This window comes from Spirosoma pollinicola (assembly GCF_002831565.1).
Lineage (GTDB): Bacteria > Bacteroidota > Bacteroidia > Cytophagales > Spirosomataceae > Spirosoma > Spirosoma pollinicola.
On record NZ_CP025096.1, the window covers coordinates 4,978,378 to 5,003,333 of the forward strand.

A 24,956-nucleotide genomic window follows, 5' to 3' on the forward strand; every position below is an offset into this window, starting at 1 on the left:
CCATGAGGAAGCTACACGTACGTGCGACAACTACCTGGCTACTACCGTTCCTGTTTGTCTTTGGGCTTACCGGGCTGTCAAGTCAGGCACAGACCGTGCTGACCATTTCGGGAGAAGTGACCAAACCCTTAACGTTACAAGGGTCCGATCTAAAAGCGATGGCCCATAGCCAGGTAAGCGCTAAAGATCGGGATGGCAAGGAGCATCAGTATACGGGCATTCCCCTGGTCGATCTACTGAAACAGGCGGGCGCTACCCTGGGCGGTGAACTGCGGGGCGAAAACCTGATGAAGTACGTGGTCGTCAAAGCTATTGATGGATACGAAGTCTTGTTTGCGCTGGCTGAGCTCGATCCTGAGTTTGCGACGCGGACGATCTTGCTGGCCGATCAGGTGGATGGCACTCCTTTACCCTTCGGTACCGGTCCGTATCGGATTGTCGTCCCCGGGGAGAAAAAACCGGCTCGTTGGATTCGGGAGGTTAAAGCGATTGAAATACGATTTGCTAAATAACGATAACTGGCTATGCGGTCATGGATGGGGTATTTTATCGGCGCGGTGGTGATGGCTGGCGTATCTGCCTGGACGATGGTCGATGATCCCGTGCCAACCGGGCCGTACGCGTTCCACTATCCTGCCTCATTTGGTGGCCGGTTCACCATTCCTGCCGACAATCCAACCATGCAGGAAGGGGTTTACCTGGGGCGATTGTTATTTTACGAGCCCAGGTTATCATCTACCCAAACGATTTCGTGTGCGAGTTGTCATCAGCAGGCACGGGCTTTTACCGATGGGCTACCCTTGAGTATCGGTGTTCATGGGAAAACAACTCGGCGAAATTCGATGTCACTGACAAATTTACTCTGGGTACGTCAGTTATTCTGGGATGGCCGGTCCACGAGTCTGGAAGAACAAGCGCTGGTTCCGCTGGGGCATACTGATGAGATGGGTTCCAAACCAGGCGAAGCAGCCCGAGCATTACAGAAAACCAAATCGTACCCAATGTTATTTAAACAGGTTTTCGGTTCCGACACCATCACCGATGGTCGGATTGGTAAGGCCCTGGCTCAGTTCGAACGGACGTTAATATCGGCTGATTCCCGGTATGACCAGTATGTAGCGGGGCAGTATCAGCTAACCGAATCGGAACAGCGGGGGATGCAGCTGTTTAACCGATCGCCTTCGCCGGAACGCAACGTTCGGGGTGGCAACTGTGCCCATTGTCATGGGGGGGCGAAACTCTACCAGGAATTATTTCACAATAACGGGTTGGATAAGCAAGCCACGGATTCGGGTCGGCAAGCGATTACGGGAGTAGCCCTTGATCAGGGCCGTTTCCGAGTGCCGACCTTACGTAATGTCGCCCTGACCGCCCCCTACATGCATGATGGCCGGTTCGATAGCCTGGAAAAGGTGCTGGACCATTACAGTGAACACATTCAGCCTAGTCCTATGCTGGCTCCTGAATTAGCTGGTCAGCCCAACGGGTTTCATCTGACAAGGGGCGAAAAAACGGATTTAATTTCGTTTTTACGGCTGTTCACCGATAGCACCTTTATTAATAATCCTCAATTCGCCAACCCCCATTAACACTATCTTGTTTTAAACTGGTAGCAATTTTGGCGCTGATCAGGCTTTTTGATTCATCCTCGTTATTGGCTGCCGGATCTTAACCCAGCCACGAACCCTTTATGGCCAGACAGACTACCACCGACTCGGTGTCCGCGAGAATTTTAGGCTGTTCTGCACGACAAGGCTACTGGTACAATTATCTCTAAAAACGCTCATAAGTGAGACGTAGCGGATTTCTTGTCCGTAAAAGTAAAATGGGGCTTTTCAGGAGATGATAGGATCAATAAGGCTATCAGGCAACTCCTTTAACCAATTATGATTCCTGATGCTTCATGAAACCCAGGTTTGTCCCTGGCTAATGGGGCTTACGGAAACTTAGTCCGGCAAATTCCAGGGTTTGATACAAGGGGGCCTCCCGGAAGATAACGTTAACACCGCCAAAACCTGAATTTACCCCACTGCTCAGGGCGTAGTTCGCATCAATCGCATCCAGGGGCATTTCAGAGGAACTACCCATGGTGCTGAGCCTAAGCATCAGCACGCTGTCGGCTGACATGTACAACTCAGCACGCTTGAACTTACTGTCCCCAATCATCAGCTGATACCCGTAATGCTCGTAGATGCCCATCCGGTTCGACCATATGTGTGGATCAATTGGCCGAAGCCAATACCCCAGATTGTAATCCCGGGTGTTGACGCGTCGAAAAAGAAACGTTTTACCCTTGAGCTTTCTAAAGATCAACCGTTGCTCAACCCGTGGAATCGTATCCGCACCTTTAACGTCGTAGGGAAGGAATTCGGTTTCACTGACTGGTTTCAGGACGAGCTTTTGCCCACCGTTTACCAGGATAAGTTGGTGGTTCGTCAGTTTCACCACGTTGTAGGAGTTGGATTCAGCATAGATGCCGACGTAGCTCGTTAATGTGCTGTCAGCAAGAGTAACCAAGTCTTGCGGCTTGCCCACCAAATGGGTGGTAGGGGTTGGAAACAGATCTGGAATACGCAAGCCAAACCGGGGTAGCTCATTAAAGCAGAACGTTTCAGCGGCCTGTCCGCCTTCAGCCGTGTTGGTTAGTACGAGTAAGGCGGCATTCCGGTCAGGAATCAACAAGAGTTTGGCATGGGTAAAACCAGCACTACCAGCATGGTACATCGCAAACGTGGAATCGTTTCGGAACATGAACCAGCCCAGCCCTTTCTTGTTGGTCTCCAGGGGCACTTGGGCATTTTGCTGAGTAAACATTTTTTGGGCAGTCGCTTGCTTAAGCAACGCCGTAGACTCACCCCGGTAGGCCTGTAACATGCCGAGGGCATAGGTGGTGAAGTCATTCATATCGGTGTAAATACCCCCTGAGGCAATGTCCCGTAATTCGTACTCGTTAGCCTGCTGGCCATAGGCATAAATCTTGGTGCGATTCGTAAGCCCATCCATGGCAAAGCCTGAATGGGTCATCCCCAAGACAGTAAAGATATGTTTATGGACATACTGGACATAATCGGTCTGGGTAACGTCTCGGATCAGGTGTCCCAGAATGTTGTAGCCCGCATTTGAATAAAGTCCGGCCAAGCCAGCCGGATAAACCAGGTGGGTTTGATTGATAAAACCTAGGACGTCGGTATAGTGCCCTGAGCCTAGATCGGAATTCTTCCAGACGTCAGACTGGATGCCGGAGGTGTGGGTAATCAGGGTTTTGACGGTGACTGAGTCCAGTGGTATTCCCGGTCGAGTTAGGGGATGAAAGGTGGGCAAATAGGTTGTCAGCGGTTTCTGAATATCGAGCAAACCGCGTTCCTCCAACTGCATGACACTGAGAGCCGTAAACGTTTTGGTTACTGAACCAATGTTTACGACCGTATTGACCGTCATAGGGGTCTTAGTTTGTTGGTCAGCATAGCCAAATCCCTTTTTCCAAATCACTTTACCATCCATTATGATGGCTGCGCTGAGTCCGACAATTTTATCGGTCTTGAGTTTATCTTCGAAGTACGTCTCCGATTCAGCGATCAACCCCGCGTAGGTATCCGGTTGGGCATACCGGCTTTGTCCAAACCCAGGCAGCGCTATGAAGACGACTAGGGTTAACAAGCCCCCTGTAAAGAGAGATAGTGCGGGTCTGCTGTCTTTCATGGCGGTTAGATTTTGCGGATAGCCTCGAATCGGGTGGTTTATCCGTGAATGTATCAGTTCTTGATTATCAACGCCGACCCGTTGCATTTCATATTGGAACGAGTTGTGGGCGGGTTTATATCACCGTCTCACGAAATCCTCTAAACTGAGACGTACTGGGATTTTATGTCATTAGATAGGGTGTTTTTTGTGGGGTTTGTCGAACTGCCAGATTTTGGGATTGACCAGTGTCAGCCCCTAACAAGCTTACTGGTGATGTTTCAACAGCCATCGATAGATCTTCTTTTGCTGATAAAGGTATTGAATCTCATGCCCCTCATTGATTAACCGGGTAAAGCGGACTTGATCCTTGCCCGAGCAACCACGTAAGCGTTTGACTAATCGGTCCGTCAGACCAAAGGCAACTTTGTCGTCCGCTGTACCATGAAACGTCCAGACTGGCAGGTGCTTAAGGCGGCAAATCTGGGTGGAGTCGTCGCACCCCCCACACAGCGGCAAAATGGCGGCAAACCTGTCAGGATAGGCTATTGCGGTCTGCCAGGTGCCATAACCGCCCATGCTAATCCCCGTTAGATAGACTCGTTTGGGATCAATTCGATAGGTCGTTATCAGGTCGGAATAGAGCGGATCGAGCCAGTTATCGGTGGACCAATATTTACCGTCCGGGCATTGGGGCGAAGCGATAATGAAGGGAAACTCTTTTCCCTGGCTGACGAGCTGGGGCGGCCCATACTCGGTCAGCTTCGTCAGGTCGCTGCCTCGCTGCGAACCACCGTGCAGGTAGATGACCAGTGGGTAACTGCGCTTAGTAGCTGGATAATCTTTGGGCAGATAAAGTGAGTAGGGGTAGTTTACTTTTGTTTTGTCCTCCGGGTTGGTTTGGGCACCAGCTAGTCCGTACGAGATGACGAACAACAAACTGAGAAAAAAGCGATTCATGAAAGGCGTATCAGCTAACAACCAGACCACAAAGCTAGCAGGAGCCACCGTTCAGAAATTGTAAAAATGCGAACAGTTTAGTAACCTGGGCTGCTAAGCGGCAACAAATAGTGGATAGGATCAAATTTACCCGGTGCGTGGTGAATCAATTCCTTCAAGGTATGACCCGTCCTAAAAAGTGTTGACCGTTTTTTGGTAATCCGTTTTTTTATTGACCAGTAAATTAAGCTCTATTTTCATTTTTCACAACAGTAGCCGGTTGCTTTTGAGGATAGTAGTTCTTCCACCTTCGCTTTAGTTTTCCCTCCCCTTTGTGAGCCTGTTCTGGCACCAGCATGTCACAACTTAGGTGAGGGCGCTTGTAATTGTAGAGGAAAATAGCCTGATCAAGAACTAACTCGGCTTGGGCTAACGAGTGTACCGCCCGATGAGCCAGATACTCTTCCTTTAGTATACCATTCACTCGTTCCGCCACGGGGTTATCCAGCGGATCGCCCGTTTGGGTCATACTGATCTGTACAGCATAAGCGTCCAGCAATGCAATATAACTTTTGCTGCAATACTGGATGCCTCGATCTGAATGATGAATTAACGACTTGGCATCCCGCTTTTTGACTTTGTTAAGCGCCATCTGTAGCGCTGTTTTACAATGAACGGTGTCCAGGCTTGGGGCGACACAATGCCCCATAATCCGTTTAGAGTAATCATCCGTTACTAGTGAAATATAGAGACAGCCAAACTGAGTAAACCAGTACGTAATGTCGGCGACCCACAATTGGTTAGGGCGCTCGACAACCAACTCTTTGATCAGGTTGGGGTATTTACGAAACCCATGAGCCGAAAAAGTAGTTCTCACCCTGCGTCTTCGTCTTCTGATTAACAGCTTATTAGTGCCCAAAAGCTCAAAAAGACTATCCCGGCCCATCGTTATTCCCCTTTCCAAGAAGGCATCCTTTAGCAGCCAATAAAGCTTTCGTCCTCCAATGCGCGGATGATCCTGACGGACCTTCTTGACCAGTTGCAGAATGTCGACGTCATGGTTCATCTGGTCCGCTTGCCGTTGCCAGTATTGATAGTAGCCCTGTCGACTAAAACCAAGCACACCCTCTAACTGCCGAATCGAAATGTTTGGGTGATTCGTCAGCATAAACCGGATGGCTTGGTAACGGACTTTTTTTCGACATCGACCCCCAGCTCGTGTTTAGCCACCCGTACCAGGGTCGAATAGTAAAGGGCTTTGAAGTTGGCCGTCTCTAGCTCTTTTTCCATCGACTGCAGCTTAGTCCGCAGTTGTTTAACTTCCTCCTCCGGGGTAGAGCGCCGAGTTGATTTTGGGGACGGCAGGGAGGGTTGATCAGAGGTAATCGAGGTGGATTGTTTACTGGCCTTGGCTTCCTCTTCGACTTTCCTGATCCATCGAAGTACCGTTAAGCGATTGACCTTATAGCGCTCAGCGGCTTGGTCAATGTTGAGTTGATCGAGGAGCACGGCGGCCACCATTTCGCGCATGATTCGTTTAGGCTGCTTCATGCGGAGTTTAACAAGTCTGTCCATAAATTGACTATTTATGGTCAACATTTAGCCGGACAAGTCAGTATGACTAAAATGGGCCTCATCATAAAAGCCGTGATCAGCAGCGACTTGAGCCAATGGCTGATGGGCTGGTTTGCTTCGGATGGCATCCACGACCGCTCGTACCCGGAGAATCGTTGAAAAGCGTTTGGGCGAGAGGCCGAGGTAGTGCTTAAAGAGTTTTTCCAACAAGCGCGTTGAGCAGTTGATGAGCTGTGCCAGTTCTTGAACGCTGCCCCCGCCTTTGCGTTGCATGAGGTATTGACAAGCCTGCTGAAGCCTAGGATGAGGAGCGGTGCCCAACCAGGAGGGCCAGCCCGATTCAACCACCGACATAACGGCCTTAGGCCAGTGATTGCCTGGCGCCTTTTGGGCCTGATGCTTATTCAATAAAGAGGCTAGTTGAGGGAGTATGGTGCTGAGGGGCATTACGGTGTCCGTGGTGTCCGTTAGGGGCTGATTGGTAAAAGCGGAAAAGGACCAGGGGTAGAGCTGAATCATGAGGACTTGAGTAAACGGTCGAATCAGCACATCGACGCTTTGCGTAGCTTGTCCACAGAAATAATACTCGGCGGGCATAGGCATCTCTCCCATTCGGGTTCTGATCAAGGCCCCCTGGCCTTTGACACAGGCTATATTAAAGCAGCCGTTGGGCAGGACATGTTGATTAAGAACGGGTTGGGAATTAGCCCCGTTATCCAGCAGCCAAAACTTGCGGATCGTTTGGTCGAGTGGCGGGGTGGTGAAAAAATCGTGGTACTCAAACGGGGGGTTCATCAACTTACAATCGGATCAAAGCTCAACGTAACCGTTGTCTAGCACTCCCACAAATGTACGGACGGCGCGTAGTATTAAAGGCCCGATGACATGCCATTATCTTTCTTCAAACAAAGGGCAATAAGAAGCTGATCTCGGAACGGTATTCGTAACAAAACAACCTCACTTCAACTAGGAAGTCCCAGTCGAGGCATTAAATTACCCCATCTCACATAAGGCTCCCAACTGAGACGATAGAATCATCATGTATCTGCTCCGAGAAGTGGGCTTTTTGGGATACACTTGGATACAGGCTATTATGTGCAGGTGGGACCAACAATTGAGACTACTAGATATAGACTCTCTAAAAGAAATTATTCAACGAGCCAACATCGGACAGGGATGTCCGAAATCGTACAGCTACGTTCCGTGACAAAGTGATTAAAGCGTGCTAGACCGGATTTGACACAATGGTACGATAATTGGACGACACAAATTAACTTGATTGGTTAAGCCGTGTCCCTATGCTACGAAACTACCTTACGATTGCTTGGCGGAACCTGGTTCGCAACAAAACATTTTCGGTTATCAATTTATTGGGGCTGGCACTGGGCATGGCTAGTAGTCTGCTGATTGGGCTGTGGGTACAGGATGAGCTCAGCATTGGAACCCACTATCCCAAGGCGGCTCAGCTCTACCGCGTGATGGAACACGAAATGGCCGACGGGCACATTGTGACCGATGAAGACACGCCGGGCATTCTAGCCGATGAACTCAAAAAACAATTTCCCGAAGTCATTTACGCAGCCGCGTCGTCGGGCTGGGAAGAGCACGTGCTGACCGTAAAAGACAAAGTAGAACGGCAAACCGGCCGTACCGTAGGAGCCGACTGGTTACGCATGTACGGCATTCCGCTGGTGGTTGGCCCACCGGCGACCGCCCTCACTGCGCCCAATGGCATAGCTATCTCTCGTAAATTGGCCCACGTTTATTTCGGCACACCTCAGCAGGCCATCGGCAAATCAATTCGGTTGGACAACCACACCGACTATCAAGTGACGGCCGTCTTCGAGAACCTGCCGTCGAACGCACCTGAGCAGTACGATTTCCTACTCAACTGGAGCGCATATCTTAAACACGAACCCTGGCTCAACGACTGGAGCAACGCCGGGCCGGGAACCCGGTTGCAACTCCGACCCGATGCGGACCCAGATAAGGTGAGTGCAAAACTGAAAACATTTCTCAAAGGCCGCAACAAAGACATTGGCCCTAGCTTCAACATCGAGTTATTTCTGCAACCCGAAACCGAAGCCTATCTCTATTCCAACTTTAAAGACGGCCAACGTGACGGCGGGCGCATCGACTACGTGCGGCTGTTTATTATTGTTGCCAGCTTTCTGCTGCTGATTGCCAGCATCAATTTTATGAATTTAGCCACCGCCCGCTCCATCAAACGGGCACGCGAGGTAGGCGTACGGAAAGTGGTCGGGGCCGAACGATCAGCTCTGATTGGGCAGTTCATGGGCGAGGCTCTGCTGCTGACCGCCCTTGCGCTGGTGCTGGCTGTGGCCCTAGTTACGGTAGTGCTGCCCACGTTTAATCAACTCACCGGCAAGCAACTGAATCTACCCTTGGCCCAACCTTCGTTCTGGGCAGTGCTATTGGTCCTACTGCTGATCATGGGCAGTTTGGCGGGCAGTTATCCGGCCTTTTTTCTGTCGTCGCTCAATCCAGTGCGGGTGCTAAAAGGAGGCTTGCGGTTTGGGGCGGGAGCGCAGTTGTTTCGACGGGGATTGGTGGTCTTTCAGTTTGGGCTGTCAATGCTGATGATTATTGGGACGCTGGTTATCTACCGTCAACTTCAGTACATCCAGACCAAAAATTTGGGCTACGACCGCCAAAATCTGATTCAACTCTCCAGCAACAACAGCGCGTTGGGCGCAAAATACGGAACCTTAAAAGAGCGGTTGCTTAAGATGCCGGGTATTAAAAGCGTTACGTTTTCGCAAACTAGTCCCTTAGGCAACGGCAATACAACGGAGGGCGTGAGTTGGATCGGCAAAGACCCCACCCATACGATCTCGTTTCATAATTCGGCCATCGGCTACGACTTCGTTGAAACGATGGGTCTCAGCCTTCGGGGTGGTCGCGATTTCTCCCCAGCGTTTGGCAGTGATTCAACCAACTACCTCATCAACGAAGCAGCCGCCAAACGAATCGGCTATAAAGACCCTATTGGCAAACCCCTCACCTTCTGGAACAAGCCCGGAACGATTGTCGGGGTATTGAAAGATTATCACTTCAACTCCCTGCACGTAGCCATCCGACCGATGGTTCTGCGGCTACAAAAAACGAATCACTACGGCCAGATTCTGGTCCGCACCCAACCGGGTCAAACCAAACAAGCGTTGGCCAGTCTGGAACAATTAAGTCGGCAACTGGACCCGAACACACCGTTTACATACCTATTCGTGGATGCCGCCTACCAACAAGTATATAAAAGCGAAACCATCGTTGAGACACTGGCTAGCGTCTTTGCGGGTCTGGCCATCTTCATTGCCTGCTTAGGTCTGTTTGGCCTGGCCACGTTCACCGCCGAGCAACGCACCAAAGAAATTGGGGTTCGCAAAGTGCTGGGCGCCAGCGTGCAGAGCATCATTGGTCTGCTCAGTACAGATTTTCTCAGATTGGTGTTTATCGCCATCGTGATTAGTTCACCGCTGGGGTGGTACACCATGCATCGCTGGTTAGAGAACTTCGCTTATAAGGTGAGCATTGAGTGGTGGGTGTTCGTCGTAGCGGGTCTGCTAGCGGTTGTGATTGCTCTGTTGACGATCAGTTTCCAGAGCATCAAAGCCGCTCTGATGAATCCAGTGAAGTCTTTACGAAGTGAATAGCATCACGAACCAGCTGTTCTCACGAAAACGCTCCTTAGGTCAGTCATTTAAAGAGTAACAAAAGCGCTCATTTTCCTTACGTCAGAGTGCCGACTATCTTAAACCGTTTTATCAATCATAATGACTGAATATCAGACCCCCAAAGACCGTGCCTATACCAATACGCTGCTAAATGCCGCACCTAAAGAGGCCGCTGCCTTCATGAATCTGAAGCATACCGCCGAGCGAACCGATGGCGTCATTCCGATCAAGTATCGGGAGCTCATGTCAGTGGCCGTTGCTCTGACCACTCAATGCGCCTACTGTATTGAATCTCATATTAACAACGCTGTACAGGCGGGCGCTAGCCGCGAGGAAATAGCCGAAACGGTCTTTATCGCAGCCGCTTTACGGGCTGGTGGAGCCGTGGGTACGGGTTTAATGGCGATGCGTCTTTTTGAAGAGGCCGGAACAGCCAGCAAATAATAGAGTAAGTGATAACTTTTTCTGACACCTTCTCAGGTTCACTAACAGATTGCACCTCCAGAATTTAAGTTCTAAAATACGCTCTTACTTGAGACGATAGAGTCTTCATGTATCTGCGTCAAAAAATGGGCATTTTTCGGAACACAGCTTTTCTTGATTGCGTAGAAAACGTCAACTTACTAACCTCACCTTCTATCTTGCAGTTGTATGACAGCGCTTATTCTTGTCCCACATTTTGTATTGCATAAAACATAAAACACGGTACAACTGTTGAAAGCCGGTAGCTGAAGGGTAAAAAGATCATTTTTTTGGGCCTGTGGGTCTTTGCCCAGATTTCTTGCGCACCTAAGTGTGATGGATTGAGATACCTCGTCACTAATAAATGGGGGGTACTTATTCTCTACTATCTTTAGTTAGTTAAACAAGACGAACCGATGACGACTAAACTGCTTTTCTTTCAGGTTTTGGTAGGTGGCTTATTAATTGCCCCTACCACGTTTAGTCAAATCCTTACACCTGGCTTTGATAAGCAGGAGTACATCGAAACGTTGAAAATTAATCAGAAGACCCATTTAGCCCTTAATAAATGGGCCGAAAATACAGTTGTTCCAAATCCCACCCAGTTCAACTTTGCTTACCGTTCACCCGTAGTAGCATTTGATAATCTCTGGGATTTATGGATTCACAAAGAAAAACGTATTGCGATGATTGCCGTGCAGGGCAGTATTCCAACTCAAGCAAGCTTTTTGGCCAATTTATATGCCGCCATGATCCCGGCAAAAGGTGAATTACAACTGGATAAAGAGTTTAAGTTCACTTACACCTTAGCGAAAAATCCGACCGCAGCTGTCCATATTGGCTGGTTTGTGGCCATGGCCTATCTCTCCAAAACGATTGAACATAAAATAGATTCCTGTTACCAATCCGGCATCAAGGACTTCATTTTAACGGGCCATAGCCAGGGCGGGGGCATTGCGTTTCTACTTACCTCCTACTTGGAAAACTTAAAGGCGGAGGGAAAATTGGCCAAAGACATTCGTTTCAAGACCTATTGCAGTGCCGGACCCAAACCGGGTAATTTAGCCTATGCTTATGACTATGAGATCATGACCCAAGGGGGCTGGGCTTACAATGTCGTCAACTCAGCCGATTGGGTGCCTGATGTTCCCTTCACGGTTCAAACGGTGTCTGATTTTACGTCAGTCAACCCATTCCATGGGGCAAAGACCTTAATCAAAAAGCAAAAATTTCCTAAGAATCTATTCCTTAAGCATGTATACAATCAATTGAGTAAACCCAGTGAAAAAGCGAGTAAGAACTACCAACGGTTTTTAGGGAAAATGATTTCGCAAGCCGTAAAGAAGAGCATTCCTGGGTTTATTACTCCGACTTACTACAACAGTAATTACTACGTTAGAACCGGGAACATTATCGTCTTGAATGCCGATGAAGCCTACTTCAACCTGTTCAGTAATGATCCTAATAACCCTAATATTTGGCAGCACCACTGGCCTACACCCTATTTGTTTCTGGCGGAGAAACTTTAGCCCGTTCACGAGGAATTATACCGGGGTGGCGACGCTTAGCCGATTCGGGCCACTTAGCAGTTAGGTAAAATAATCATCCCATAAAAGGCTCGTACACGAGACTAATGAGCCTACATGAGTCTGTTCCATAAGTAGGACGTTTTTCAAGGTGCTTTTCTCGGGCCTGAAAGCAAGGATGACTCTGCTTAGCGACCGTAAGCAGAGTCATCGACCATCGGTGTGGATCTAACTAAGAAGCAGGATTGATTTGACCTAGCTATTGACCAGCCAGAAAGTAGTTCAAACTAATGAGTTGAGCCAACGGAAAATAACATGGACTCAGGCACCAGCACCTTGTTCGGTTCTAATAGTTGGGCAAATCGATCCCTTCTTTTTCTTCATCGGCATCGTCGGAACTGAATAGGCCGACCACTTTCTGAACCGATTTGCTGGCCACGATCCCAGCCACCGTATTAAGCACTGACACACCAAATTTCGTTTCCGGGTACACCAGCTTGGGAGTGCCCGGTGGCAACTTCTGTACCTCATCTACGTAAGGGCGCATCAGCTTTTCGTAGGCCGCAAAGGCGTCCCCATGCCGTTCGTGTCGCGACAGTTCACCAGCCAGCACATAAGCCCCCACAATGGCCAGAGTCGTACCTTTTCCACTGATGGGCGTGGGGCAATACGCTGCGTCGCCAATCATCGCGACCCGCCCGTCTGACCAGCGTGGCGCTTTAATCTGACCGACTTCGTCGAAATACAGGTCATCCGTCTCGTCGATGGCCTGACGGATACGGTCGGCTTCCCAGCCCGCGCCAGCTAGTTTGGCCTTCAATAGGCTTTTTTGCTCGTCGGGCTGGCGTTTCTGGTCAGTTTCACTGCTGTCTTCCAGGAAAGCCACCGACGCCCGAATCGTGCCTTTATTATCAGGGCGGAGCATGAGCACCCGGCGGTCGACGGCGGTGTACCAGCGCCACCAGTCGTTGTCGGTTGACAGTCGGGGAATAGTCATGTAGGCGATGTAGAGGCCAAGCGATTTGAACTGAGGCTCATCGCCAAACATCAGTTGCCGGGTCTTCGACCGGACCCCGTCGGCCGCAATGACCAAATGAAACGTTTCAGTTATGCCACTGGCGAACGTTACGGATACCTCGTCTGGGTGCCGCTCCAGATCTGTTATCGAATCGCCGAAGCGGTAATCGACGTGCTCCTTCGAACAATCATAAAGGATCCTAACTAAATCGCCCCGAAGAATTTCCAGTTCACGGGTTCCGGTGAGCGATGCCTCTTTGGGAAACTCACCGGCTACTTCGCCATTCTGGCCGATGATCTGCAAACCGACTTCAGTGGTATTTTGGGCCAGAATAGCGGCCTCGACGCCCATTTTTCGGACTACCTTCCGGGCTGGCCCATTGACGTCGATGTTCTGCCCACCCAGGCGCAGGGCCGGTGCCCGCTCGACAACGGTAACGGCGAATCCATATTTAGCCAGCCAGAAAGCTAGCGTCGGACCAGCAATGCTGGCCCCGGATATCAATACTTTCTTTGCTACTACTGTAGACATGCTAAAAAATTAAGTGTTGATTTTTGAGACATTGCAGCTTTGAGCCCAGCAGGAATACTAATCAACAAAATAACTATTTCGTATTATTATTGTTTGTTTAGTACGAAAATAAAGTAAATATGCCTTATATATCAGTTATTCCTGTCCTGACGGCCTGGGAGCGCTTCTGCGACGAGCAGCCCCAGGGGAGTCTCCGTGAGTTTGCCAGCTGGCTACTCAACCACCTTGATCCGTTGCGGCAGAGCCCGTCGCCACCCGACTCCGAACCCATTATGAAATCGGGGCAGCGCCTGTCGGAAGCCTTCGATAATGAGGATTTTCTGGCTGGTTTTTTCATCGGACGCCTCGGCCGGTACGCCAAGTCCTACGGCAAGTCGATCATGGACGAGCACGGTTTCGCCAGCTCCGATGAGTTTCTGTTTCTATCGCTAATTGCCCGTATGGATCAGCCAACGAAGAAAGAAGTGTGCATCGCCAACGCCACGGAACTGACCACCGGCATGGATATGCTTCGCCGACTTGGTAAAAACGGGCTGATTCAGGAAACGCCCGACGAGCGTGACGGCCGGGCTAAACGCCTATCGCTGACCGACCAGGGACAAGCCATGATCAAACGGGTCTATGAGCAGTTTGAGCAGATCCCTAACAGCGTACTGGCCGATCTGCACGGGGTAGAGCGTAAGCAGTTCATTCAAACGCTGAAGTACCTCAACAACTACCATTTCCAATTCTACCAGCCCTGATGCCGGTTGACGCTACTCCAGTACTTCGAACAATTCATTCGTCCTCATCTAGTATTGCTGAAAAATGAGCAAGCATAATTCTTCGCTGGTAGGGAGGTAATCAATATACTAAGCTTCTAAAACTTGTTATCTCTCGAAACGCTCCCTAGAGTGAGACTAATCGAACTTCAAGCCTCGTCTAAGAAATAGGTGTTAGCTGCTGTAAAACTGATTCTAAAATGAATAGCCCCTTTTATCCTATAGATTACAAATGTTGCCTGTAGAAACTTACAATCTGCTCAATCAGTAAGGCTGGCTTATCATGAGGAATGTTGTGAGAAGTGCCTTCCACATAAAGTAAACGCCGATTTCGATGGCCCTTTACCAAGTTGCGCTGGTCCGCTTTAAATCGCTCGTTCTCCTTCGCGTCCAAAAAAGGACCCCGCTCCGCCATAATATCGAGTAAAGGTATAGTAAAAGGTAACGGCACTTGCCTGACATAATCACTAGTCCGCTCCATTCGGGCCAGCAAATAGTACAAGCTCATATATTCCGCTTCATAATCTTTGCGATTAAGGCTCTGAAAATAGATTCTAGCGAATCGCATGTCAGCGTAGGAAGGTAGTCTAGGGTCGACGAGAATAATGCCCTTCACCTGAGCCGGATGCCGAGCAGCATAGACCCGGTTGTAAAAAGCACCTAATGAGTGGCCAATCAGTAACAGATTCTTATTACTGTATCCAAGTTGTTGTAAAGCCGTCTCTAGGCTTTTGATTTCTTGGAGAATGGTATAGCCCGCTGTGTCAAAGCTACTTTGGCCAAAGCCCGCCCGATCATAGGTGATGACGGTTGCTTGCAGACGCTGATGCACGATTAGAGCAATAGAGTCCCATTGGGAGGCGTCCTGTCCGCCCCCTGATTCAAAGAGAATAGGTGGCTTCTCCCCTTTTACTAGTCTAAAATGAAGCCGATAAGGATGAGCGTCAACGATTGTGTCAAGGAGTTGAGCATTAACGTTGACATTTATCACGAGGGATAGCCCAATGAGAACGATTTGTAAAAAATACTTCATTAGGTAGTGTAGGGCTTTTCTACGCGCATAAACTTATAGATTCACAACTGAGCAAAAATACATTTTACAATGGACATTTTTGATAAGCTATTTATTCTCAAGTGATTGCCTCCCACCTAATCCAAAGAAAACGTTCCCACATGAGATTTAGGGGATTTCATGCATCTGCTCATTATAAAGGGCGGTTTGTGAAATACCGCTTCACTGAATTACTTACTACAGCTTCGGCTACAAGTTGTCTTATCGTGTAAAACAGTAGGTTAATCTTATCTTACAATTTGTATTACTTAACATGCAGGTGATTATGTAACAAAGTGTATTTTTAAACGATATGTTGATTTATTGTCCCCGGCATTTTCTTGAAAAGAGTTTACTACTTTACTGCCTATTCAGTCTGTTCCTATTCGGGTGTAAGCAACCTGATGTCTCAAATCAGGACGCTACTATTTATATAAACAATCCGAGAGTGATTGCTGCCCTGGACACCAAGACAGGGGCAATTCGCTGGCAAAAAGATAGTCAAGGACCTGCCTATGCCAGCATGATTACTTCAAGTAAGCAGCTTTACGTGCCAAAGTCAAATACCGTTCAAATCTTAGACTTGAAAACGGGAAATGATCAATCTGAAATATCGTTATCAGCTTATAGCGAATTCCAGGGACTAGCCTTGGCAAACGACATTTTATATGTCGGCGATAGCAATAGTGCCAGCTTTTACGCTTTTGATACGGCCACCGGTAAAACCAAATGGTCATTTAGCAATAAGTATGGGGGTGTATTTAGTGTAGCCGCTATCAGTAGCGGTTCGGTTTTCTTTGGTAATAGTGAGGGGCAATTCTATGCTTTGGATGCCCTAACGGGAAATGTAAAGTGGACATTCCGGGCATTACGTGAAATCAATTCTTCCCCTGTAGTTGTAAATGGGGTTGTCTATTTTGGATGTGGCGACGGTAAACTATACGCATTAGACGCGGTAAACGGCACGATAAAGTGGTCTTTTGCTGCGGGTGGTGGTATAGATTCTAGTCCAAAAGTGGCGAATGGAATCATTTATGTAGGAAGCCAAGACAATAACGTATATGCTATTGATGCTGCGACAGGGCTGAAGCGATGGACATTCGAAACGGGTGACGATGTGTCATCAAGTCCGGTTGTCGCTGAGGGTATCCTATATGTCGGAAGTAACGATCAAAACTTATATGCCATCGATGCCACTTCCGGACAGCAGAAATGGGTGTATAAGGCAAGTAAAGCATTTTTTTTATCTAGTCCGGTTGTACTTGATGAAATGGTATATATAGGCGGATCAGATGGTATGTTTTATGCCCTTGATGTAGCAAGTGGCACTGTCAAATGGACGTTTAAGGGCGGGGTATTCTTTGGCGCTACGGCAGTAATCTGTCGAGGTGGCTCCATAGTTGGACACTATCCATCAAACTGTGGTTCTAAGCAGTAATTATATCTATTCTTAATTATAAATCTGCGACCGTATGCAACCAACTAAGTTAAATAATTTTTATTAATCGTCTTGTAAAAACGCTTACCGGAATGAGCAGCAGCAGAGGTCATGTATTTGCTTATCTTACTATATCTTAGTAGGATAATTTATCTCCTTGATTTTAAGTACGGTCTGATTCCATACTATCGGTAAAAAGTGGGTTCGACAAAAAATATATGACCAGTTTATTCAAGCTCATTCTAGTTCTAACCCTTTGCGCCAATGCCACCGCTCAGACCAAATCGGGCAGTTCAACCAATGGCTTTAAAGTAGAGGGATACATCAATGGAATGCGTGACTCAACCCTGGTACTAGCTCATTGGTATGGAGCTACCTCCTTCATTCCGAAGGATACAGTTCTTGTAAATGCACAAGGGTATTTTTCTTTTGAAGGGGATAAGCCCTTACCACAAGGGCTTTACTTAGTCGTTCCTCCCTCAAAACGGGACATAGGGCTCCACTTAATCATTACCGAGCAACAGCGGTTTTCCTTTAAGACAGATACGGCTAATCTAATTAAGAATATGAAGGTTAGCCAATCGAAAGAGAATGAGTTGTTCTACGCTTACCAGCAGCAATTAGGCCAGTTTAATGAGGAAGCCAAGACGATCAGTTTGAAGAACAAAGCGGCTAGTCCATCCGCTGACAATACGACAGCTAAAGATGGATTGGCTGAACTAACCAAGCGGGCTAAAGCCTACCAAGCGCAATTCATGAAGGAGCATAAGGGCTCGTTTGCCGTCGAACTTTTCAAAGCGACGGCGGAGCCGACTCTCCCGACAGCGCCTATGGCTGCCAACGGAAGAGCCGACTCAAATTGGGTCTTCAACTACTACAAAGCGCACTACTGGGACGGCTACAATTGGACTGATGAGCGGCTGATTCGCACCCCCGTCTTACAAACCAAACTGAATCGCTATATTCAGGAATTGACCGTCCAAAACGTGGACTCCCTGGTAAAGGAAGCGGATTGGCTGGTGGGTAAAGCGAAAGCTTCTGAGGTTAAAACCTATATCATCTGGTACATTACCAGTCAATACGAACGACCTAAAGTGATAGGGACCGATGGAGTCTTTATTCATATGGCCGAGAAATATTGGCTGACTGGTGTGTATCCAGTAAGTGATCCGGCAACCCTGAAGACGATGCGGGAACGGGTGGCTATTTTAAAGCCGCTACAAGTAGGCAAAGCCTTCCCCTTTTTCAAGGCGAGTGATACGCTTCAGCACCCGATTAGCTTACAAAGCCTGAAGGCCGATTATACCGTCATTTTCTTTTATGCTCCCCACTGCGGGCATTGTCGAGATACGGCTCCAAAACTTAAACAGCTAGCCGATCGCTATTTCAATGAAGGCGTTCGAGTAGCGGCCATTGCGGTGGATGACAGTGAAGCGGATTGGAAGAAGTTCATTCGGGAGTTTCGCTTAACCAATTTTATTCACGGCTACGATTTGACCCACACCTTAAGTTTTCAACGAGTGTATGACGTGGCTATGACGCCGACGATCTATATTCTAGACAAAGACAAACGGATTATTGCCCGTCAATTGCCGTTTGAACAAGTGGAAGACTTCATTCTTTTTCATCAGCGACAGCAGGTTGGGGCTTCTTCCAGTAAGAAGGTAATGCCAGGCAAATTATAGCCAGTTTTCACATTTTGATTTATCTTCCTAAAACGCTCCAGATTGAGACATTTAATCGTTCATCTATCTGCACCCTAAATGGGGCGTTTTAGGAAACAGTGAATCAACGTAGACTTAACAATGAATAACATTTCTTCCGAGTGGTACCGACAGTAGAATTAGCTAATTTGTCGCAAAATGATCTCTTACCATGAATGATTATTGGATAGCCATACGTGAACAAGTCAATGCCATTTTGCCAGCATTAGCTACTAGTTTCAATCCACCTGCTTCTGATGATCAGATTGATTTCTTAGAAAAGGTATTGAATGTATCGCTTCCCCAATCTTTTATAACATATCTGAAGACATTTAACGGACAGCATCAAATTGAGCCGCCATTTGAACCTTTGATACTTGGCTACAATTATCTCTTCAGTGTTAATGAGATCCTCAACAATTGGTCATGCTATGTGGACTTGTTTGACGATGATCCAAAAATTGACTTCCTGGTAGAAAACAAGGTACAACCTGTATATTGGGATCGTGGCTGGATTCCATTCGCGGGCTTCAATGGTGGCTCAAGTTTACTTTGCATTGACTTGAACCCTGGCAGAAACGGTTACCGAGGCCAGATTATACAATATTTTCATGCTTGTGATCTCGAAGCAGATGACATTGTTAAGGCAGCGTCATTTGATGATTTCAGTGAAATCCTACTGGCTCGACTCACCACACATCAATATGAAATAGATGATAACATAATCTGTTTTACTGACGAATGGTTTGTATAATAAGCTAGCTGCTAGGCGACAAGACGCTCGTCGGTGAGGAAAATTAACAGTCTTACCAAACAAGGGTGTCAAGGCTCATTTACGCTCTGTTTAAGAAATTTCTGCCGTCTCGTTAAATCCCTCATAAAATAACATAAAGTGAACGGCAGTAGTATTAGCGATGATCTATCGTCCACTCGTTAAGGTCTATTTTGCCAATCGTCGCAGTAGATCATCCCGGTAGCTGGACGAGACCGGAAGCCGCTTGCCCCCCAGGCTCACTTGATGCCGCTCCACTTTATCGACTTTAGTCAGCGCGATCACATACGACTTATGAATGCGGAGGTACTCGCCGACCGGTAGCTTGGCCAGCACCTCCGATAGGCTCATGCGGCTCAACGTTTGCTTACTCAACTCAACAAAGGTTAGATAATTGTCATCGGCTTCAATGTACAGCAGATCGGCTAGATTAACCCGGCTCCAGTCGTACCCTGTTTTGACAAACAACTCAGCCCCAGCCACACTCTGAACCGATTCATTGACCCGCTTTTGAGCGGTGACTTTCTCTAAGGCCCGGCTGCTCGCTTGCAAAAAGCGGCTTAGACTGATGGGCTTCAATAAATAATCCAGGGCTGCTACCTCGAAACCTTCTAGTGCATAACCCGCATGAGCCGTGGTAAATATGACGACCACTGGCTCGGGCAATAAGCGGACCAGTTCTAGGCCCGACAAGTCCGGCATCTGAATGTCGACAAATAAAAGATCAACGGGATGACCCTGCATATACGCCAAGGCTTCGGTTGCGCTCAGGAAACTACCCAATAACGCTAAATAGGGCACTTTGGCCGCATGGGATTCGATGATACGCAGCCCAATCGGCTCATCATCCACCGCGATACAACGGAGGGAATGGACGGCAACTGTATTCATAACAACGATTCGATTTGGTGATATAACGCCTCTTTCTGGGAGGGGCGGTTGGCTTCTACAGTCGTGATTCGGCCCAAGGCATCCACTAAGATATACGAGGGGAAGCGGAGATTATCCTGCTCGGGATACAGACTACGAAGATAAGCTTCCAAGTTGGAACCCGCTAACACATGCTGGCCCGTTAGTCCATAAAAATGAATCGCCTCCCGCCACCGCTTTTCGGGTTGAGCCCCGTGTTCAACGGCCACATAGACAAAGTCAACCGGCTTGTTCTTGAAGCGTTTTTTCAAGGCGCGGTTGTAGGTAAACTCTTGTCGGCAGGGGCCACACCAACTGCCCCAAATATCCACGTACACCACGCGGCCCCGATGGGTGGCCAGCAATGAATCCAGGTTTACGAATCGCGCCGAATTGGCCAGTAATTGAATATCGGCTTGCGGATTAGCGGCCGGGTCAATACTGGCCAGGTAGGGCTTCATGTACTGCTGCACATCGGGCAGGTAAGGACTTTGCGGGAAGCGCTGTTTGAAATTGGTGTAGGCTTCCAGCTGGTAGGCTAAGTCACCCTGCTCAATGCCATTAATTAAGAACGAAGCCAGCGCCCGTTCTAAAGCCCGTCCTTGCAACCCATACTGGAGGGCGCTGTACACCCAGTAGCGCTCCCCTTTTTGTTTCATCTCTTGATTGATTTGGGCAAAGGGTTTGCCAAAAACGCGTTCGGCAATGGGAACAAATTCGTCTTTGGTGCTGGCTTGATGTTGCAGGTAGCGGGGATAATAGGTGATGATTTGTTGATAGGCATAACTGCTCAAGGCAAGTGGATTCGACAGATCGACCCGTTGGTAGGCCGTGATCAAGGTTTGCTGCCAGGCGTTACGGTCATACACCGACTTATTTTTTTGGGTCCACACGCCATTTTGCCAAATCAAGTCCCAGAGTTTACTGACGGCAAAGTAGGTGATGTCGGCTTGAGTCATCTGTTGAAAGGCGAGCGACCCCTTCTTCGGTTGTTGTTTCAACAAGGAAAGTCCGGTTTGCTGCTGGGTTTGCAAGGCCCGAAGAATCAGTTGTGGATCGGACAGTGAATCATTCCAGGTTGGTTTTCCGAGTTGATTCATCGTCAGGCCCAATCGCTGACGGAACGCATTTTCAGCCCCGAGTTCCCCGCTAAATCGCACGGTCCCCGGCCAGCTCTGCACGTGAGCCGTCAGCGAAACCGATCGGCCTGGCTCGGCGTAGAGGTAAAGGCGCTTCCCCGCATAGTCTAAGAAGATAATCTGCGCTTTGGTCAGGGTGAGCCGAGTTGAAAAATGACCCTTCGCGTCAAACAAAACCGGGACTGAGTTCTGCGGATAATAGTAGCAGTCGTAGGGAACATTGACTGATACCGAAGCACCGGCTTTGGCTCCCTCAATCTGGCCGGAGAGGGTCAGCTGGGCCTGAAGAGAGTGGCTAGCTAGCCAAGCAGAAAACAGGATCATTCGGAAAAACATAGTCGATTCGATTTAGTGAAGATTCATCTGTAAGTGTACCCGGAAGCGGTCGGCCTGGGGTCCAGCCGTTAGGCTGTATTTCCCGGCATAAAGCAGGTCGAGTCGTTTCCGCGCATTCTGGATCCCCGTTCCCAGACCATAGGCCGTTCGCTGGGGAAATAGCCGGTTCTCCACCACCAAGTCAAGCTGTCCTTTTTCAATGGTCAATTGAATGGCAATGAAGTAATCCAGGTCGGTACTAACCCCGTAGAGAAAGGCATTTTCGACGAAGGTGATGAGCAGCAACGGAGCGATTTGAGCGGGCAACTCGTCATACACCAAATGTGTCTGCAAGCGGTTGGCGTCGGTCTGGGCCAACCGTAATCCCTGCAACTGGATATAGTCCTGTAAGAAGCCCAGCTCACTAGCCACTGGGGTAAAGTCGCGCTGGGCTTCACCGAGGGTATAGCGCATGATATTGGCTAGCTGCTCGATACTTTGGGCAGTGTTGGTGGCCTGCTCGAGCAGCGCGGTTCCGTAGAGGCTGTTCAGGGTATTAAAGAAAAAATGGGGATTCAGTTGGGCTTTCAGGGCGGCTAGCTCGGCTTGCGATTGTTGCACCTGGCGCTGCGTCTGCTGGATCCGTTGGTTGAAAAAACTACGGACTAAGGCATACGCGATGCCGTAGCCGAAGACCGTGAGGGTAGGCTCCCAGAAGCGANCCTTCGAATCGCCACTGATTAAACGCTAGTAGCAACCGGACGAACACCGCTGAAGCCACGAAGGAAACCAGCAGGAAGGTGGGCAACGAACGAGCCCTAAATAGCCGATGATAATTTAGCTCAATCAGTAAGGTGCCCCCTAAGATCACCAGCCAAAGCAGTTGAACCCCATTGTGATTGGCAAACCGTTGCCAAACGCTGACGGGGGAGCCGTCCGAATTGATCAAATAACTGCCGTGCGTATAGACTTCATACCAGAACGTCAGGGCATCGGCTAGATTCATACTCAGCCAGAGTAGGCAGGCGTGCAGTAGCCACTGTTGCCAGATTGTCAAGCGAGGGAAAGCCATACGGTTGCGATTTATGGGACAAATCACGGTAAGGTATGGGCCTCTGGCAACAAAATGGGGTGAAGTGGTTTAAGTTTGGGGTGAAGGCTGACCTGCGGCTGATGAGCGCCGACCCGCTCCTTGTTCGAGACTGGGCCACTGTTTGACCAGGCACAAAATTATACCTCCAAGACGCTGGATAGTTATATATCTAATTTAATGTGGTGTAATCTTATAAAACCCTCTTAAAAGAGAGATGAAGCGCATTCGTCCGTCTGCTGAAGCGCGACGGTGGATGAATTCGCATCTTGAGTTTACAAGGAGGCTCAAAAAGACCAAATCAACTGTGTTTGTAGTCCCAAACTATAAGAGCTGTACTGCGTGAGAGTATAGACTGCATCACTGGATGGGCGGTAGAAGCCATAGCTAGCAGTGGGTTGAACCAGCAACGATAAGCCGGCATCAAATCGGTAGATCAACCCAACACCCACAATCCCATCAGTAGTGACGGGCCGTGCGGTAAACGTGTTACTCCGAGCAAAGATGATCCCGGTAGAGAAATAGGGCGATAAACGCCGGTCCGTCAATCGGAAGTTCACTAAAAGGGGAAGTTGCCATCCTTTGCTGATGAAGGGGGCTAATTCACCATAGGGTCCCAGGGGACTTTTGTTATGATTAGCGTCACGATAATAAAGGGCTCCGACGGAGACATCCCACCGAGGGTTAAACCGGTAGCGTGCCGTCAAACCAAATGAGGAAATGATGCTGTGGCCCGAAGCTAAAATTTGGGTTGGCGATCCATTATAAGTATAAGTCGTTTTAGACGAATAGGGATTATAGTTGAACCAATAGGCCGGTGCTAGCGAAAAGCGGCTTTGAGCCACTGAAGGGGCGTTTAGCATCAGTATAAGCGTCCCAAAAAGTAAAGTAGTTTTCATAACTGGAGATGATTATGGACAAAGGTGACTTTACTGGAGCAGAGCTGCAAGATCTAGTCAATAACGGCTCCTCTAATCAAATAATATACGTATTTTGCTGAACGCCTGTATACTTTTTAATTTCTTACACTTGAAATTACTAATCTCTAAATAGGCTCATATATCTAATCAGCCTTGACTTGTTTCAACCACCTTACCGCTTGCTTAACTTTCTCATCCTTGTTGAGATTGGTAAAAGAATCTGCACCTATAACTAATATGTCCGGCTTGAAGGCTGCTTTGTAAACCCTTCCTAATCTATCTTTTCCGTAAGAGGTAGATAGTAGAACACTCGTGGCATCATTAATTTGAAAGCCTTCAATACCGGTGATGAAACCGGCCGTTTCAGTGCCCACTAAAATGGTCTTGGGCCTTCCCTTAAAGGCAATCAGAAGAAACTCTGCTGAACTGCCGGTTGGAGGACTAATCAAAAACGAAATTGGAATGGTTAGCCCGTTAATAGCGCATCCTGGTTTAATAGTAGCCAGTACAGTGGTATCAAAAGAAAAACTATCTTCGGTTAAATACCACTTCTCGTTTTTCTTCGACTGAAAGGAGCCAATCTGACCTTTTTCCAAAAGCTGTTGTACGCCTAAAATCATCGGGTACATCGCTCCACCGCCATTCAGTCTAAGATCAATGACCAAGCCCTTTACATTCCGGCGTAGCAGATGACACAGACTATCATTTAATTGCTGAGCATTTTTATCTGTGTCCTGCTTGCCGGTAAACTGCATTCCGGGGATTCTCAAATAGCCAATATCATCCTCAAGGAGCGCTGTCTTTATTCCCGCCCCTTTCTTCCATTGGTTCATAATTGAATCAGAGACCACGGGCTGGTTGTTCATCCAACGAAAAGTGCTGTCTTTGTAATAAAAGGCACCATGATAATCGTCAATTGCTTTATAAAGGTTTCTTATTACCGGGCCTAGTTGGTAGGGATTGGAAAGCAGCTTAGCGTCATTGAGTGCCTGCTTCCTTATTTTTTTCCAGTTGACCAGTCTGGCATTTACGGAATGCTGCTGCATGAGGTCAATGGTTGAGTCAAGTAGCCCGATCACTTCTTTGGATTGGCCATAGACTGAGCTGGTTGATGAAAAGTAGAGCAAGTGTACCAAGCAGAGTAAAAGTGCTTTCATACATCGATTGGATCAGGAATGTGTGATGTTTTGAAAAGGCGAGCAGTTAGCCAAGCTACCTACCCCTCGTCACAACGGGTCCAAAAACGTAAACTACAGTTGCTTTGTCATTTGAGCAACTATTCTCGTCAAACGCTCCCCAGCGAGACGAGGTAAATTCCATGAATCTGCTTCTTAAATGGGGCATTTGCGAGATGGATTGAGAATCGCTTCACACCAGCTTTACAAAGTACTTAGCTCAAAGAGAGTTGCACCTACCAAAGAAGATATACTTCAATAA

Annotated in this window: 21 protein-coding genes; 9 read left to right on the forward strand and 12 right to left on the reverse strand. The window is 48.3% G+C overall.

Features of this window, described 5'->3' with window-relative positions:
• Positions 1-2: 2 nt before the first annotated feature.
• Together CWM47_RS20930 and CWM47_RS20935 are read left to right on the forward strand one after the other, a co-directional pair.
• Positions 3-512, forward strand: coding sequence for a molybdopterin-dependent oxidoreductase (locus CWM47_RS20930; protein ID WP_100990142.1), 510 nt, complete (start codon positions 3-5; stop codon positions 510-512).
• A 12-nt stretch (positions 513-524) separates the two neighbouring features.
• Positions 525-1,589: a cytochrome-c peroxidase gene (locus CWM47_RS20935; RefSeq protein WP_100990143.1), complete on the forward strand. Its 1,065-nt coding sequence runs from the start codon at positions 525-527 to the stop codon at positions 1,587-1,589.
• A 337-nt stretch (positions 1,590-1,926) separates the two neighbouring features.
• Here CWM47_RS20935 and CWM47_RS20940 read toward each other — a convergent pair whose 3' ends face one another.
• The 5 genes from CWM47_RS20940 to CWM47_RS20960 all read right to left on the reverse strand — a co-directional run bounded on the left by CWM47_RS20940 (position 1,927) and on the right by CWM47_RS20960 (position 6,987).
• Entirely contained in the window at positions 1,927-3,699 is a 1,773-nt protein-coding gene (locus CWM47_RS20940) for a serine hydrolase domain-containing protein (RefSeq protein WP_157816014.1), read from the reverse strand.
• 246 nt (positions 3,700-3,945) lie between these two features.
• Positions 3,946-4,638, reverse strand: a complete 693-nt coding sequence (locus CWM47_RS20945; protein WP_100993978.1) for a carboxylesterase family protein — start codon at positions 4,636-4,638, stop codon at positions 3,946-3,948.
• Between the two features lie 223 nt (positions 4,639-4,861).
• A complete protein-coding gene (locus CWM47_RS20950) occupies positions 4,862-5,785 on the reverse strand; it encodes an IS3 family transposase (RefSeq protein WP_100990145.1) in 924 nt (307 codons plus the stop codon).
• A complete protein-coding gene (locus CWM47_RS20955) occupies positions 5,779-6,192 on the reverse strand; it encodes a COG3415 family protein (protein WP_240625379.1) in 414 nt (137 codons plus the stop codon). The genes CWM47_RS20950 and CWM47_RS20955 overlap by 7 nt, the downstream gene beginning before the upstream one ends.
• Positions 6,193-6,216: 24 nt before the next feature.
• Positions 6,217-6,987 carry a helix-turn-helix domain-containing protein gene (locus tag CWM47_RS20960; protein WP_100990147.1) on the reverse strand — a complete coding sequence of 257 codons (771 nt, stop codon included), beginning with the start codon at positions 6,985-6,987 and terminating at the stop codon, positions 6,217-6,219.
• A 503-nt stretch (positions 6,988-7,490) separates the two neighbouring features.
• Here CWM47_RS20960 and CWM47_RS20965 point away from each other — a divergent pair.
• The 3 genes from CWM47_RS20965 to CWM47_RS20975 all read left to right on the forward strand — a co-directional run bounded on the left by CWM47_RS20965 (position 7,491) and on the right by CWM47_RS20975 (position 11,875).
• Positions 7,491-9,863, forward strand: coding sequence for an ABC transporter permease (locus CWM47_RS20965; protein WP_100990148.1), 2,373 nt, complete (start codon positions 7,491-7,493; stop codon positions 9,861-9,863).
• 120 nt (positions 9,864-9,983) lie between these two features.
• Positions 9,984-10,328, forward strand: a complete 345-nt coding sequence (locus tag CWM47_RS20970) for a carboxymuconolactone decarboxylase family protein (protein ID WP_100990149.1) — start codon at positions 9,984-9,986, stop codon at positions 10,326-10,328.
• Between the two features lie 434 nt (positions 10,329-10,762).
• On the forward strand, positions 10,763-11,875 hold the full coding sequence (locus tag CWM47_RS20975; RefSeq protein WP_100990150.1) for a lipase family protein: 1,113 nt from the start codon (positions 10,763-10,765) through the stop codon (positions 11,873-11,875).
• A 343-nt stretch (positions 11,876-12,218) separates the two neighbouring features.
• Here CWM47_RS20975 and CWM47_RS20980 read toward each other — a convergent pair whose 3' ends face one another.
• The gene (locus CWM47_RS20980; protein ID WP_100990151.1) at positions 12,219-13,421 is read right to left on the reverse strand and encodes an FAD-dependent monooxygenase; all 1,203 of its coding nucleotides are present in this window, start codon (positions 13,419-13,421) and stop codon (positions 12,219-12,221) included.
• 119 nt (positions 13,422-13,540) lie between these two features.
• Here CWM47_RS20980 and CWM47_RS20985 point away from each other — a divergent pair, with 119 nt between their 5' ends.
• Positions 13,541-14,164, forward strand: a complete 624-nt coding sequence (locus tag CWM47_RS20985) for a MarR family winged helix-turn-helix transcriptional regulator (RefSeq protein WP_100990152.1) — start codon at positions 13,541-13,543, stop codon at positions 14,162-14,164.
• Positions 14,165-14,408: 244 nt separating this feature from the next.
• Here the strand turns inward: CWM47_RS20985 and CWM47_RS20990 are convergent, their stop codons facing one another.
• On the reverse strand, positions 14,409-15,215 hold the full coding sequence (locus CWM47_RS20990) for an alpha/beta fold hydrolase (protein ID WP_100990153.1): 807 nt from the start codon (positions 15,213-15,215) through the stop codon (positions 14,409-14,411).
• A gap of 331 nt (positions 15,216-15,546) precedes the next feature.
• On the opposite strand from CWM47_RS20990, the gene CWM47_RS20995 reads away from it, so the two are divergent.
• The 3 genes from CWM47_RS20995 (at position 15,547) to CWM47_RS21005 (ending at position 19,128) form a co-directional block, all read left to right on the forward strand.
• Positions 15,547-16,671: a PQQ-binding-like beta-propeller repeat protein gene (locus CWM47_RS20995; protein ID WP_100990154.1), complete on the forward strand. Its 1,125-nt coding sequence runs from the start codon at positions 15,547-15,549 to the stop codon at positions 16,669-16,671.
• A gap of 218 nt (positions 16,672-16,889) precedes the next feature.
• Positions 16,890-18,356 (forward strand): TlpA family protein disulfide reductase, encoded by a 1,467-nt coding sequence (locus CWM47_RS21000; protein ID WP_100990155.1) that lies wholly within the window; start codon positions 16,890-16,892, stop codon positions 18,354-18,356.
• A gap of 190 nt (positions 18,357-18,546) precedes the next feature.
• The gene (locus tag CWM47_RS21005) at positions 18,547-19,128 is read left to right on the forward strand and encodes an SMI1/KNR4 family protein (RefSeq protein ID WP_100990156.1); all 582 of its coding nucleotides are present in this window, start codon (positions 18,547-18,549) and stop codon (positions 19,126-19,128) included.
• Between the two features lie 186 nt (positions 19,129-19,314).
• Here CWM47_RS21005 and CWM47_RS21010 read toward each other — a convergent pair whose 3' ends face one another.
• The 5 genes from CWM47_RS21010 to CWM47_RS21035 all read right to left on the reverse strand — a co-directional run bounded on the left by CWM47_RS21010 (position 19,315) and on the right by CWM47_RS21035 (position 24,676).
• The gene (locus CWM47_RS21010) at positions 19,315-20,037 is read right to left on the reverse strand and encodes a LytR/AlgR family response regulator transcription factor (RefSeq protein ID WP_100990157.1); all 723 of its coding nucleotides are present in this window, start codon (positions 20,035-20,037) and stop codon (positions 19,315-19,317) included.
• Positions 20,034-21,530, reverse strand: a complete 1,497-nt coding sequence (locus CWM47_RS21015) for a TlpA family protein disulfide reductase (RefSeq protein ID WP_100990158.1) — start codon at positions 21,528-21,530, stop codon at positions 20,034-20,036. The genes CWM47_RS21010 and CWM47_RS21015 overlap by 4 nt, the downstream gene beginning before the upstream one ends.
• A 12-nt stretch (positions 21,531-21,542) precedes the next feature.
• Positions 21,543-22,130 carry a sensor histidine kinase gene (locus CWM47_RS21020; protein WP_157816016.1) on the reverse strand — a complete coding sequence of 196 codons (588 nt, stop codon included), beginning with the start codon at positions 22,128-22,130 and terminating at the stop codon, positions 21,543-21,545.
• Positions 22,131-22,886: 756 nt separating this feature from the next.
• Complete coding sequence (locus CWM47_RS21030; RefSeq protein WP_100990161.1) at positions 22,887-23,498, reverse strand: porin family protein; 612 nt, start codon at positions 23,496-23,498, stop codon at positions 22,887-22,889.
• Between the two features lie 164 nt (positions 23,499-23,662).
• Entirely contained in the window at positions 23,663-24,676 is a 1,014-nt protein-coding gene (locus tag CWM47_RS21035) for a S41 family peptidase (protein ID WP_100990162.1), read from the reverse strand.
• Between the last annotated feature and the right edge of the window lie 280 nt (positions 24,677-24,956).